General features: G+C 38.4%; 9 protein-coding genes. 2 read left to right on the top strand and 7 right to left on the bottom strand.

All coding sequences use genetic code 11. The annotated features are described in order from the left end of the window. Positions 1-404 precede the first annotated feature (404 nt). Positions 405-1049, top strand: a complete 645-nt coding sequence (locus tag IE867_RS00555; protein WP_192482827.1) for a helix-turn-helix domain-containing protein — start codon at positions 405-407, stop codon at positions 1047-1049. On the opposite strand, the gene IE867_RS00550 is transcribed toward IE867_RS00555, so the two are convergent. The 6 genes from IE867_RS00550 to IE867_RS00525 all read right to left on the bottom strand — a co-directional run bounded on the left by IE867_RS00550 (position 1033) and on the right by IE867_RS00525 (position 10819). Beyond that, the gene (locus IE867_RS00550; RefSeq protein ID WP_192482826.1) at positions 1033-2025 is read right to left on the bottom strand and encodes a VUT family protein; all 993 of its coding nucleotides are present in this window, start codon (positions 2023-2025) and stop codon (positions 1033-1035) included. The two genes, IE867_RS00555 and IE867_RS00550, sit on opposite strands and share 17 nt — an antisense overlap. Positions 2026-2039: 14 nt before the next feature. After that, positions 2040-3026, bottom strand: a complete 987-nt coding sequence (locus IE867_RS00545; RefSeq protein WP_192482825.1) for a VUT family protein — start codon at positions 3024-3026, stop codon at positions 2040-2042. A 77-nt stretch (positions 3027-3103) separates the two neighbouring features. Next, positions 3104-3937 (bottom strand): NADPH-dependent 7-cyano-7-deazaguanine reductase QueF, encoded by an 834-nt coding sequence (gene queF, locus IE867_RS00540; RefSeq protein ID WP_192482824.1) that lies wholly within the window; start codon positions 3935-3937, stop codon positions 3104-3106. A gap of 59 nt (positions 3938-3996) precedes the next feature. After that, the gene (locus IE867_RS00535) at positions 3997-4767 is read right to left on the bottom strand and encodes a phosphodiester glycosidase family protein (RefSeq protein WP_192482823.1); all 771 of its coding nucleotides are present in this window, start codon (positions 4765-4767) and stop codon (positions 3997-3999) included. A gap of 257 nt (positions 4768-5024) precedes the next feature. Then, positions 5025-7625 (bottom strand): ATP-dependent chaperone ClpB, encoded by a 2601-nt coding sequence (clpB, locus tag IE867_RS00530; RefSeq protein WP_192482822.1) that lies wholly within the window; start codon positions 7623-7625, stop codon positions 5025-5027. A 431-nt stretch (positions 7626-8056) separates the two neighbouring features. Beyond that, positions 8057-10819 (bottom strand): valine--tRNA ligase, encoded by a 2763-nt coding sequence (locus IE867_RS00525; protein WP_225629911.1) that lies wholly within the window; start codon positions 10817-10819, stop codon positions 8057-8059. 436 nt (positions 10820-11255) lie between these two features. Between IE867_RS00525 and IE867_RS00520 the strand changes: the two genes are divergently transcribed. Continuing rightward, the gene (locus tag IE867_RS00520; RefSeq protein ID WP_192482821.1) at positions 11256-12251 is read left to right on the top strand and encodes a hypothetical protein; all 996 of its coding nucleotides are present in this window, start codon (positions 11256-11258) and stop codon (positions 12249-12251) included. Positions 12252-12407: 156 nt separating this feature from the next. Here IE867_RS00520 and IE867_RS00515 read toward each other — a convergent pair whose 3' ends face one another. Continuing rightward, positions 12408-13880 (bottom strand): sodium-dependent transporter, encoded by a 1473-nt coding sequence (locus IE867_RS00515; protein WP_192482820.1) that lies wholly within the window; start codon positions 13878-13880, stop codon positions 12408-12410. Positions 13881-13983 lie beyond the last annotated feature (103 nt).

Raw genomic sequence — 13983 nt, 5'->3', positions numbered from 1 at the left:
AGTGACCTCGTAATTAAGTTTGGATAAATTTGAACTCGTCTTAATTACAGCGGCATTCTAGCAATATTTATGATCCTTTACTAGCATTGACATTTAATTTTTTATCGAATTTTATGATCAGAAAAATATGTGAAAACAAAACACAAATGAAAAAGGCTTTAGCCCCAAGCTAAAGCCTTTTTCTAGGAACTTTACCCCAGAAGCTCCCTGCCCCTCATCTAAAGTTTCGTTAGCCCCCGCTACAAACTTGGACTCAATATTATCGCTCAAAATTTTTATTGTAAAGTAAATTTTAGCTATTTTTACTTATTCGAGTAATTTTTATTTGAATATACGCTTATCCTACTGACAAACGACGAGATTTATTGCTATACTTGATAACGAAATTTGGGAGTCTAGAAACCATGCCGAACATAGTACAACAACTAAGTCATAATATTTTTAACCTCATGCGCAAGCATGATATCAAGTCAGTGAGCGAGCTCGCCAGACGAGTTGGCTGTTCAGCAACGACAATTTATAACATCACTAGCCAAACCAATAAAAACCCATCCATTGAAACCATTAAGATGCTTGCCGATTTCTTTGAAGTCAGCATTGATGACTTTGTCCGTCACAACCTTGTCGACAACACAAGCACACTACAAAAATCAAGTCGCCTATGCCCTGTTATCAGCAAAGCAAATTTAACACAATTTATTACGAATCAATATCAAGACAATGCCAGCAAAGTCACTGAGATTGCCAATAATCAACTATCAACAAGAGCTTTTGCCATTGAGCTTGATCAGAATATCGCACCCTATCAAACTGGTAATGTCTTGATTTTTGATTACTTAAACCTGGAAGAGATCGCCTTTCCCAGTCTTTGTGTTATTCAAAGCAAAGGTAATTATACGATTCAAAACATTTATCAAATCGATGGCAGTTTATATCTAAAAATAAAGCAAGGTATTTTCAACAAAAAAGATATGCTGATACCGCTAGATGATGAATATGCAGATGCTGAAATTATTGCCGCTTTAGTTGAGGTTAAGCTTTATCACTAAACGCATTCACACAACGATCAGAATCGATCTTAAAGCCAACAATATTGGTGATTTTATTGCTTGGCAACTCGACAATGTCGGTTTTCTCTAGCCGCTTAATATACATAGCAATCTTACTTGAAATAGTACACACAATCACATCATAAGAAAGCTTAATAATGTATTGAGTCAGTATAATGATAAAAATCACTTTTAGCGGCACAACAAATAGAAAAACACCAAAAGCAAAAACAACACTATCGATGAAAGTACCAATAGCAGTCGCAATAATAAATCTAATGATAATTCGTCCTCGCTCTTTACCTTCTTGCAATCCATGCTTTTCACGTGAGTAGTACTTTAATCTTGCAATAATATTGGTGTTAACAAACTCAGCGATCACAAAACTAATAAATGAAAAAGCAAAAACCCTAATCACTCCGGCCTCAGAAAACACTAACTCCCGGACATAATTATGCCCATTAACGGTAGGTAGCATCGCCAAGACACTAAGAATTAATAATGCGATTAGCGAAGTTAATGCAACCGTTGTATAAATGCGCCTAACAATCGAAAAGCCATATACTTCAGTTAGAATTGAATCAAACAAAAATGTTAATGAATAAACAAATATAGCACCTGGTGCTGCCAGTGGAATACCTGCAATACTTCCTAAGCTAATAATTGTTGAGCCCGCTAAATTTGATGCAAAAAAGATTACGGTATAAAGTGAAACAAACAGCAAAAAAACATATTTCTTCTCTTCGAGTGCAGCTAACTTTATATTATTTCTTACCTTGCCAAACAGGCTTTCTTGTTTACCTGCATTAAATGCAATTAAACGCTGATCACTTTCAGAAAACAAATCAATAATGTCATTTTCATTAAGTTTATTAGCTAGCTGACTACTACTTCTCTTGGTTAAAGTGTCATAGTACTCAACCGTAAAATTATTTGGATTAATATTACTGATCTTATAATGTGAACTTTGCCCCATCTTCCTCTCCCTTTCTAATGATTAGTATATGAATTAACACAACGATCTGAGTCAATCTTAAAGCCAATAATATTGGTGATTTTACTGCTTGGCAGCTCGACAATGTCGGTTTTCTCTAGACGCTTAATATACATTGCCAACTTACTTGAAAAAGTACAAACAACTATATCATAAGATAATTTAATGACATATTGGGTCATTACAACAATTAAAATCGTCTGTATTGGTACGACAAATAAAAATACACCAAAGCAAAATATCAAGCTGTCTACCATTGTCCCTATTGAGGTTGCGATCAGAAATCTTGCAATAATACGCTTACGCTCTTTGGCTTCTTCAAATCCATATTTCTTGCGCGAATAATATTTTAGATGCGAGATAATACTGGTATTAATGTATTCAGCAACCAAAAAACTAACGAATGAAACAATAAATGTTCGTAAAATATCACCTTTAATAAAAAGCAGTTCAGAAATATAATTTCCACCATTATGTGCCGGTAGTTTGGACAGTCCATACAAACACAACAAGGCGAATAATGACATCAAAGCAACGGTTGTATAAACCCTTCTAACAATTGAAAAACCATATATTTCAGTTAGCAATGAGTCGACCAAAAAAGTCAGTGAATAAACAAAGATTGCCGCAGGAGCTATGATCAACACACCACCAATACTACCTAAATTAATCAATGTAGAGCCGGTTAGATTTGAGACAAAGAAAATCACAGCATATAACGCAACCAATATAATAAGACTACTCTGGCGTGTTGTTTTTGGCTTAAATTGCTCGACTAAGCGTTGTTTGCCAAACATTGTATCTTGACGTCCTGCATAAAAAGCAATAATTCGCTGATCTGCTTCTGAAAAAAGATCCATTCTGTCTTGCTGATACAACTCGCTAGCAAGCACAAAAGCACCTTTTTTAGTGAGCGTATCATAAAACTCAACTTTGCCGCTGTTTACGTCAATATTACTAATTTTATAATGGCTAACTTCCATTTAAATGCATTCAAACTTTGAAGTTTGGCAATTATACCTACTTATAAGGCAAATTAATACCTCACTTTATTGTTGCATTATTGACGTGCTAAACGTATCTGTTTTTGCTCACTTTGCTCAGCATCAAATATAAAGTTTGCGCGCATGGGGTTAATATCTAAGCCACCTCGACGTGTATAGCGCGCATAAACACATAATTTTTCAGGCTGACAGTAGCGCATAATATCAGTATAAATACGCTCAACACATTGCTCATGAAACTCATTATGATCACGGAAAGAAACAAGGTATTTCAGCAATCCTTCTCGATTAATTTTGCCTCCTTGGTATTCGATCAACACACTACCCCAATCCGGCTGAAAGGTCACTAAACAATTAGATTTCAATAGATCACTACTTAGGCGTTCATGCACTTGGCTCGTTTGATCTGCTGATAAAAACTGAGGGTTTGTCATATATTCATTGATTTCGATATCAAGCTCATCAATCGATTCTGCTGCAAATTGATTGGTCACATGACAAGGGTAATCTTTTAGTGCGTATAATGTTACAGATACTGCACCATTGGCAGCTTGCGAGAGGTCATGCTGCATAATTTTAGTGACTTCATCATCACTGGCAAAATGTGTGCTATTAAAAGAATTCAAATAAAGCTTAAAACTTTTGGACTCAATCAAACACTCAGAAAGCGCATCAATCTCAAATACGGCAATGCGCACTTGTGGCTTACCTTTCATATTCAACCATGAAACTTCAAAGCCCGTCCAAATATCAACGCCTTTAAACTCAGGGACTCCCTTTATCCCCAACTCATCACGCTTTATCGATCGCGGGATCGGAAATAATAAACTGGCATCATATTGTGTTTTATATTCAGATTTTTTACCTAACTCAGAAAATCCTAAATCCATTAGCTTAAACTTAAATGTAATTTTTAATAGCGAAACTGTATCACAATGTACACAAGCACTCAATTAGCATTTAACGTGAAATAAACAACACTTTTCACAGGACTATATTCTGGATAAATCACGGGTGTCACATATTTACGCAAGATAAAAGCACCTGCTTTACCACCGTCAAAATTTACCGCGCGTTTAATATTAATATCAAAATAATCAGCAAGTGCTTTAACAACATACGCTGCCTGCTGCAAGGTTGTGCTATCGATATAAATCACCATAAGCTTTGAGCTTGTTTGTGCATAAATAATGCGTTTGGCAATTTTATCATCATTGACTTTTTGTACGATATTATCTTTAAGCAAGATAGGACCTACTTGAAAAGCATAATAGGCATGCTGATATTTTTGATCTTTATCTAAAATATTGATTTGACCCTGTTGATCAATCGTAATAATTGATGATAACAACGTATTATTAACCAATGGTAAGCGCAGTTTACTTTGATCAATCAAAAGACCATTGACAAGAAACCCTTCTTGATAAAAGCCGCCATTAGTTGCCAGAAACGCATCCTCTTGAGTTGCCACATCAAGCACACTTTGGACATTATCTTGTGATTGAACCGTAAGTCCCGCTTTATATGCATCATTATCTAATAACACTACATCGACAATCAGCGGGAAATGCTTATCTTTAATCGCTTCAAAAGTATCAAACTGCACTTTATCTGGCGCAATATCGATGGATTTTTTTTGCTGAAGCTGCCACCCAGATGCAAACGAAGTAATAGCACTGCTTAACAACAGTCCCAAAGCGAATATACGTTGTAATGACATAGAGACATTAATTCAAACAAGTATGCTCAGCATTATATCAGAAAATATGCCGAGCACTTATACCACTGACAAATCATTTTACAGTATATTACCAAGGTATTGTTTTTCCATCATAAGCGAGAAACTCACCGGGGCTATCAAGAGTTGCTTTATCTATAAGATGTGTCATACCAACCTGCTTTTTGATAAAATCTCACAAACTCAAGACCAATACCTTTATTAGCCCCTGTAATAACAACCATTTTTTGTTGACTCATCTACTGGCCTGCCTTTTCCATCGTTGTGGAATCTTTTTTTGAGAAAACAAAATTATCATTCTCACTGGTCACCTGAATGACATCACCTGCCACATAGCGCCCTTCCAAGAGATAGGTGGCTAATGGGTTTTCAATGTATTGCTGAATTGCCCGTTTCAATGGTCTTGCGCCAAATATCGGATCAAAGCCGTGATCTGCCAGCTCATCCATTGCTACCGCTGAGATTGTTAATGTCAAATCACGCTCATGCAAGCGCTTACGCACGCGATTGATTTGAATCTCTGCGATTTGTTTAATCATCTCTTTATCTAATGGCTCAAAGACAACGGTTTCATCAATACGGTTGATAAACTCTGGTCTAAAGTGTTGCAATACAACCTGCAACACCTGCTCTTTCACCTGATCATAACCCTCACTATGCAGTTTTTCTTGAATTAATTGCGAGCCTAAGTTTGAGGTCATAATTAGCACGGTGTTTTTAAAATCAACTGTACGCCCTTGGCTATCAGTCAAACGGCCATCATCTAAGATTTGCAATAGAATATTAAAAACATCTGGATGTGCCTTCTCAACTTCATCAAGTAAAATTACCGAATAAGGCTTACGTCTGACATGCTCAGTTAAATAACCACCTTGCTCATAACCAACATAGCCTGGAGGTGCACCAATCAAGCGTGCTACCGAGTGCTTCTCCATATATTCTGACATATCCACTCTTAGCATCGCATCTTCACTATCAAACATAAATTCAGCTAATGCTTTGGTTAGCTCAGTCTTACCAACCCCTGTTGGACCCAAGAATAAAAACGATCCTGTTGGACGATTTGGATCAGACAATCCAGAGCGCGCACGACGAACAGCATTTGACACGGCGGTAATCGCTTCTTTTTGACCAATCACACGTTTGCCTAAGAAGTCCTCCATATGCAATAACTTCTCACGCTCACCTTCCATCATCTTATTGACGGGAATACCTGTTGATTTAGATACTACCTCAGCAATCTCATTCTCAGTGACTTGGGTGCGCACTAATTTGGTTTTGATCGGATCAGCACTGGCAAGCGCCTTAATCTGCTCTTCTAACTGCGGAATAAGCCCATATTGCAATTCTGCCATTTTCGATAAATCACCAGTTCGCTTAGCCGCATCAAGATCAATTTTAGCTTGATCTAATTGCTCTTTTAGTTTTTGTGAACCTTGCATTTGTGCTTTTTCTGCTTTCCAAATTTCTTCAAAGCCAGAGTATTCTTTTTCTAAAGCTTTGATTTCATCTTCTAAAACATCCAAGCGCTTTTTGGTGGCATCATCTTTTTCTTTTTTCAATTGCTCACGCTGCATTTTTAGCTGAATAATCCGGCGATATAACTTCTCCATTTCTTCAGGGCGCGAATCAATCTCCATACGGATTTGGCTTGCCGCTTCATCCATCAAATCAATGGCTTTATCCGGCAGTTGTCTGTCGGTAATATAGCGATGTGATAGTGTAGCTGCCGCAACAATCGCCGGATCAGTAATATCAACACCATGATGCACTTCATAGCGCTCCTTTAATCCACGCAAAATCGCAATGGTATCTTCAACTGTTGGTTCATCAACTAATACTTTTTGGAATCTACGCTCTAATGCGGGATCTTTTTCAACATTCTCGCGATATTCATCTAATGTCGTTGCCCCCACACATCGTAGCTCACCACGCGCCAAGGCGGGTTTTAACATATTGCCAGCATCCATCGAACCTTCAGCTTTACCTGCGCCAACCATAGTGTGTAATTCATCAATAAATAAAATCACACTGCCTTCTTGTTTAGATAATTCTTTAAGCACTGATTTTAAGCGCTCCTCAAAATCGCCACGGAATTTAGCTCCTGCCAATAACGCCCCCAAATCCAAAGATAAAATACGCTTATTGCGAATTCCTTCAGGCACCTCGTTGTTAACAATGCGTTGCGCTAAACCTTCAACAATTGCGGTTTTACCAACCCCTGGGCGACCAATTAATACGGGATTGTTTTTAGTACGACGTTGCAATACTTGAATCGTACGCCTGATCTCATCATCGCGCCCTATCACCGGATCAATTTTGCCTTGTCGCGCTCTTTCCGTGAGATCAATGGTATATTTCTTTAGCGCACCTTGCATATCTTCAGCATTTTGGCTTTCAACGCGTGCACCACCTCTGACTTTATCGACCGCTTGAGTTAAACTTTCTTTTGATAAGCCCGCCGCTTTTAAGATCTTGCTGATCGCACCATCAGCAAATCCGGCGATTAAGAATAAATCACTTGAAATAAATTCATCTTGCTTTTCAGTGGCAAGCTTTTCCATCTGTTGTAGTATTTTAATCAAATTGTTTGACGCGCTGATTTGGCTGGCTGCACTACTGGTGGCTAATGCATTCAAGGCATTACTTAACTCACTATTGAGACTTGATAAATCACCCCCAGCTTGGGTGATAATAGATGCAATCATGCCACCTTCTTGATCCAACAATGCTTTTAGCACATGGATAGGCTCTAGCATCGTGTGACTCTTGCTAATGGCTAAACTCTGCGCTTCAGTCAGCGCCTCTTGTAACTTATGGGTAAACTTCTCTGCTTTCATATATCCTTTATCCTCATTTCTTCAACACAATAAATTATCTAAACAATCACGGACTTGAGAACAACACAAAATTAATCGTTAAGCCTAGATCATTCATTTTAGCTTGTTATATTATTTATCTTTAACACCCTGCTGAATATCAGCGCATGATCAATATTCCATTATCTACTCGAGTTACGAACTTTTTCTATTTCAACACCCCGCCTCGCAAGCTTAAGCACCCCTCTTGCAAAGAGGGGAATATAAAACCATCATTGCCTAATTCCCCTCTTTGCAAGAGGGGTGGCAGCCGTAGGCTGACGGGGTGTTTAATAAAATTATAGTTTTTTCTAAAGTCTGTAATTCCAGTTATCTAATGCTTAACAACACATGGGGCTTTAAAAATTCAATGCCTAGAAAGTGAGGATAGGAAATTTTTTTTCAAGAAGTTTTTAATGCAACGCCGCTAATTTTTCAAACTGCTCGATTAATTTGCTTTGCGTTGCTTGATATTCAGTAAGTTTTGCCTTTTCCTTTGCTACGACATCATGAGGTGCATTGGCAACAAACTTTTGATTGCCAAGCTTTGCCATTAAGCGTGCGATTTCCTTATCGAGTTTTTCTTGTTCTTTTTTCAAGCGCGCCTGTTCAGCTGAAACATCTATGAGCCCTGCTAATGGAATATGTAACTCCAATGTATCAACAAGACTTGTTGCCGACATTGGCACATCATCACTCACAGTAATCTTTTCAATTTTGGCCATTGATTGAATAAGTGCTTTGGTTGCTGCAAGCTTATCTAATTCATCTGTTGATGCATTCTTGATAAAAAGTGGAATACTCAAGCTTGGCTTAATATTCATCTCAGCTCGCACGGTGCGAATGGCAACGATAACACGCTTAAGCCATTCTATCTCATGAGTTGCTTTATCGTTGATAAGCGCCTCATCAAATAGCGGGAAGCTACTAACCATAATCGATGTTGCATCCTCTTGAGTAAATACTTTAATCTGATTAAATATCTCCTCAGTAATAAATGGAATAATCGGATGTGCCAAACGTAACATCTTATCAAGCACTGTGATTAAAGTGTATTGCACAGCATGTTTGCGCGCAGCACTAATCGCTTCTTCATTAAGCGTTGCTTTAGCCAACTCAAGATACCAATCGCAATATTGATTCCAAACAAATTCATAAATCGTTTGCGCTAATAAATCAAAGCGGTAATTTGCGATATGCTTATGCACTTCTGCCACGGTTTTATTGAGCTCATGCCAGATCCACTCTTCCGCCACACCCATTTCATATTGATTATACGATGGATCATAACCCTCTAGATTCATCATCACAAAACGTGAAGCGTTCCATAGTTTATTGCAGAAATTACGATAACCTTCCATTCGTGAGACATCAAAACAGATATCGCGCGAAGTGGAGGCAAGCGCAGTAAAGGTAAAACGAAGCGCATCAGTACCATAAGCTTCAATGCCTTCTGGGAAGTGTTTACGCGTTTGTTTCTCAATCTTAGCTTTCATCTGTGGTTGCATCAAACCTTGGGTTCTTTTAACCAGCAAGTCTTCTAAAGAAATACCATCGATCAAATCCACAGGATCAAGTACATTGCCTTTTGATTTAGACATCTTTTGCCCTTCAGCATCACGAATAAGACCTGTGATATAAATATCTTTAAAAGGGATCTCATCCATAAAATAAAGTCCAAACATCACCATTCGTGCCACCCAGAAAAAGATAATATCAAAGCCTGTTACTAAGACACTGGTTGGATAATATTTCTTAAGTTCAGCGGTGTTATTTGGCCAGCCTAGCGTTGAAAACGGCCATAATGCTGATGAGAACCACGTATCAAAAACATCATCATCTTGATGCAATCTAAGCTCTGACGATAAGCCATATTTACTGCGAACATCTGTTTCCGATTCACCAACATAGACATTGCCCTGTTCATCGTACCAAGCAGGAATTCTATGCCCCCACCAAAGCTGACGTGAAATACACCAATCTTGCAAATCACGCATCCATGAGTAATAAGTATTTTTCCAGTTATCAGGCACAAAGCGAATATCACCATTTTCAACTGCCTCTAAAGCAGGCTTACCTAACTCACTGGCTTTAACAAACCATTGTTTAGTCAAATACGGCTCAAGGATAATACCAGTGCGATCACCGCGTGGCACTTTCAATGTATGAGGTTCAACCTTGACGAGCAAACCTTCTGCTTCCATATCAGCTACAATTTGTTTACGCGCATCAAAGCGATCTAAGCCACGATAGGCTTTTGGTGCATTATCATTGATCTTACCTTCTGCTGTTAGGATGTTGATCATTGGCAATTGATGACGTTTACCAATCTCGTTATCATTAAAATCATGTGCTGGAGTGATCTTCACACAGCCCGTACCAAAAGCAATATCAACATAATCATCTGCGATAACAGGAATCTCACGCTCAGTTAATGGCAGTTTAATCATCTTGCCAATCAAATGCTGATAGCGCTCATCATTTGGATTTACTGCCACAGCAACATCTCCTAACATCGTCTCAGGACGCGTGGTCGCGATCTCGATGTTACTACCATCTGCTAATGGGTAGGCAAAGTGCCATAATGAGCCTTTTTCCTCTTCTTGCACAACCTCCAGATCAGAAACTGCGGTTAAAAGTACTGGATCCCAATTGACCAAACGCTCACCACGATAAATCAAACCATCTTCATAAAGCTTAATAAAGCAAGTTTGCACCGCTTGTGACAAACCTTCATCCATCGTAAAACGCTCACGTGACCAATCAGCAGAGGCCCCTAAACGACGCATTTGTTTAGCAATTGAACCACCTGAGTATTCTTTCCACTGCCAGATCTTTTCGATAAATTTCTCACGCCCTAGATCATGACGCGTCAATCCTTCGGCATTTAAATTGCGCTCAACCACCATTTGTGTCGCGATACCCGCATGATCAGTGCCCGGTTGCCATAAGGCATCATCACCCATCATGCGATGATAGCGCGTTAACAAATCCATTAATGTCTGTTGAAAACCATGCCCCATATGTAGCGTTCCTGTGACATTTGGAGGTGGAAGCATAATCGTATAAGGCGCGCCATTAGTTTGCCCACATTTGAATAAACCTTTTTTCTCCCACTTATCATAGCATTGCTGCTCTAACGTTTTAGGATCATAATTTTTTTGCATTTCTTGCATTTCTTGTTGCTCTGTTCTCTCTTGCGTTTTTTGCATTTCTTGCATTTGCGACATTACTTAAGCCCTATTATTTATTATTCCATCACAGACCACTTTGCGATGGGTATTAATATTAAAAAATCAAAAATTTAGAGCCGCATTTTAGCACAACGCACCAAGATTGGTTCACACAATTTTGATTAAAAAGCCGAATAAAAAAACACAAGCCCTTTCTTTAATATTTCTGTAACAATTGCAGCTTACTTTCCTATTTACAACTTAATGACTTATGATAAAGCATGAGTAGCAAGATGATATGGAAATTAAACATGCAGCCAAGTGATATAGAAATAAAGCTAAATAATCTCTATTTCTCAATGACAACTGTTTTATTAGCATCGAGCAAACCTTATATAAGCCACATTTTACAACCCAACAATGCTTAAGGATCAATAGCATGAAACAATTTAAACAATACCGAAAACTTTTAGCTACTGCATTATTTGCCATGACGTGCCAGAGCGCTTTAGCACAAGCACCTGCAACAAAACCTGCAACGGTTGATTCATTGAAATTATATAGTGAAGTCACTTCACTGACGATGGCATTTAACGCCAAATACGGGAAACCGTTTAGCTTGCCGACCAATGCTAAAGCTGCGATAGATCAAATAGCTAACAATTCTGACACCAAGCGCTATATGGGTACTAAAGACTATAATGATTTTGCCAAAGACTCGCAATTCGCCAAGGATGCAAATGCAATGATGGGCGATTTAACCAAGCTTATTGCTAGCTTTAAAAAGATTGGCTTTATCCATGCAATTGAAGCTAAAGGCAAAACACCAGCGATCATGTTTGATATAGATAACACCATTGAATTAACCTCATTTGATGATGATTATTTCACTAAATCAGGCATTAATGATCCAGCCACTGCTAAGTTTATTGAGCAAAATTGTTTCAAAGATGGCATTGCCTGCTACTTTATCACCGCGAGATCTTGTAATCACAATGAGTCATCTGCCACCAGAAGCTGGCTTAAAGAGCATCTACATTTATCAGATAAAAAGCTTGATCAATATGTCTTTTTATCAGGATCAGTGCCTGCCAATGCCTGTACAAACAACGCAAATGAGCGCGTTGCTTACAAGGATGTTTTGCGCCGTGCATTAAGCGATCAACGTCATGTTTATTGGCTTATGTCAGTAGGAGATCAAATGACCGATTGGTTTGGTAAAGATACGGGTTTAAAGGTCTGGTATCCTAATGCGATGTTTGACAGTTCCATTGTTGAAAACAATCACAATAATGCTAAAGCTCATTTACACCTGCAAAGTGTAACTGCACCAAATGATCAGTGTTATGACAAATTAAAGAAAGATGTTTTAGCACAAAGCACACTTCAGTATTGTGTTGCTTTTAAGAATGATCATTTTGTTAAAAATGCTTAATACCATAATTTCCTAAGCTGATTTTTGGCTATAACCATATTCCCGCCCATTTTGATTGCGTAAACGTTGGCTGAGCGTAAGTCGAAGCCTCTGTAAAGTGTAATCTTCCTAAATTTACCCTTCGACTTTGCTCAGGGGATGATGACTGTATTAGTTTTAAAACTTGCGACTTAGGCGCTGAGAAATCACAATACTCAATATTAAAACCAACGCGCCTATTCCCCATAAGTAACTACTAGGATAATCACCATAGCCGCCTGAGATATCGGCATAGACCTGTTTGATAAACAATATACTTAAGACAATCGGAATAATATAAGCCGTTAATGCTTTAAAAGTAACATGCAATACATTGGCATTGTGATGTGGGAAAAGCTCGCGCATGAGCTTATTAATATCATAAACCCAAGCGATCACAAGTGCCTCGGCAACCATCACGATAAGCATTAAATAACCATTGATAAAATGATCCACCACATCAAGCAAATACAAGCCATTGTCCATGGTATAAAACAAATTACAAATCAGCAAAGCCGCACAAATAACAAATAAAATACTGGCGCGCTTAAGCTTGATCTTACTATCCATCAAAGCTGCCAAGACCGCTTCAAATAATGATATGATCGAGGTAAATGCCAAAAAGAAAACAGATGCATAAAAGATAAATGAGAAGAATTCTTGCGCTGCAGGCAATAAAGTAAGTGCATGCGGAATAACGACAAACGCCAGGCCAATACCACCAGAAACTACATCATGAATACTCTTGCCATCGACGTGTGCAACATGCCCAAGTACTGAAAAGACAATCATACTGCAGATGATCGATGCTAACGTATCACCAATCACCACAATCGTACATGTGCGCCCAATTTTAACATCCTTGCCTAACAAAGCACCATAAGCAAACATAACCCCAGTAGCCAGTGAGATCGAGAAAATTACTTGTGTTGCCGCAGCAAACCAGATTTTGGTTTCTAAAAGGGATGACCATATTGGCACAAATAACGCATGCAATCCTGTAAGACTTCCCGATAAAGAGACTGAGTTAGCGAGTAAAATAATTAACAATATAAAGGGAATCGGCGTGATCCATTTTGCAACAAACGCCAGACCACTGGTACCCTTGTACAATGAGATATACACTAATAGCAAAATGGCAATTACACCAAGCACAATCGCCAATTTAGGTGTGCCAAAGCTATCAATACCTGCACTTAATCCTAGAAATTGATTAAAGAAATAACTTTCACTACCTGTTTGCCACGGCATTTTAAATGAATCAACCGCAAAATTAAGCACCCACGAGGTAATCACGATGTAATAAGTCAACACACCAAAGGCAGCAAAAACTGCAAGCCAACCAATGATTTTAAAGCGTTTGGCATGACCGATAAGTGCTAATGATTCAGGTGCGCCTTTTTTTGATACTTTACCTAAGCCAACTTCAAGGATTAATAGTGGCAATCCAATACACAGTAAACAGACGATATATGCGATAAAAAACGCAGCCCCGCCATGCTCATACGCCAAGTAAGGAAAGCGCCATAAATTGCCAAGCCCAGCTGCAGATCCCACCGCTGCCAAAATGAATATCCAAACGGATGTAAAGTCTTTACGTGTTTGCCCCATATTTCCTCCTGTTTTCAACACAATAACTATTCAACATATTCCAAAAAGCATCTTATTTACTACTAAATTTATGTCAACATACGAAGTAATTCATATGGGTTCT

Origin of the sequence: Cysteiniphilum marinum (assembly GCF_014857925.1) — a bacterium.
Classification (GTDB): domain Bacteria; phylum Pseudomonadota; class Gammaproteobacteria; order Francisellales; family Francisellaceae; genus Caedibacter; species Caedibacter marinus.
Note: the sequence above shows the minus strand (reverse complement) of the source record. Positions and strands in the feature narration are given on the sequence as shown.

Coding starts and splice junctions, on each gene's coding strand:
- IE867_RS00555 (WP_192482827.1), top strand. CDS start 405: ATGCCGAACATAGTACAACAACTAAGTCATAATATTTTTAACCTCATG.
- IE867_RS00550 (WP_192482826.1), bottom strand. CDS start 2,025: ATGGGGCAAAGTTCACATTATAAGATCAGTAATATTAATCCAAATAAT.
- IE867_RS00545 (WP_192482825.1), bottom strand. CDS start 3,026: ATGGAAGTTAGCCATTATAAAATTAGTAATATTGACGTAAACAGCGGC.
- queF (WP_192482824.1), bottom strand. CDS start 3,937: ATGGATTTAGGATTTTCTGAGTTAGGTAAAAAATCTGAATATAAAACA.
- IE867_RS00535 (WP_192482823.1), bottom strand. CDS start 4,767: ATGTCATTACAACGTATATTCGCTTTGGGACTGTTGTTAAGCAGTGCT.
- clpB (WP_192482822.1), bottom strand. CDS start 7,625: ATGAAAGCAGAGAAGTTTACCCATAAGTTACAAGAGGCGCTGACTGAA.
- IE867_RS00525 (WP_225629911.1), bottom strand. CDS start 10,819: ATGCAAGAAATGCAAAAAAATTATGATCCTAAAACGTTAGAGCAGCAA.
- IE867_RS00520 (WP_192482821.1), top strand. CDS start 11,256: ATGAAACAATTTAAACAATACCGAAAACTTTTAGCTACTGCATTATTT.
- IE867_RS00515 (WP_192482820.1), bottom strand. CDS start 13,880: ATGGGGCAAACACGTAAAGACTTTACATCCGTTTGGATATTCATTTTG.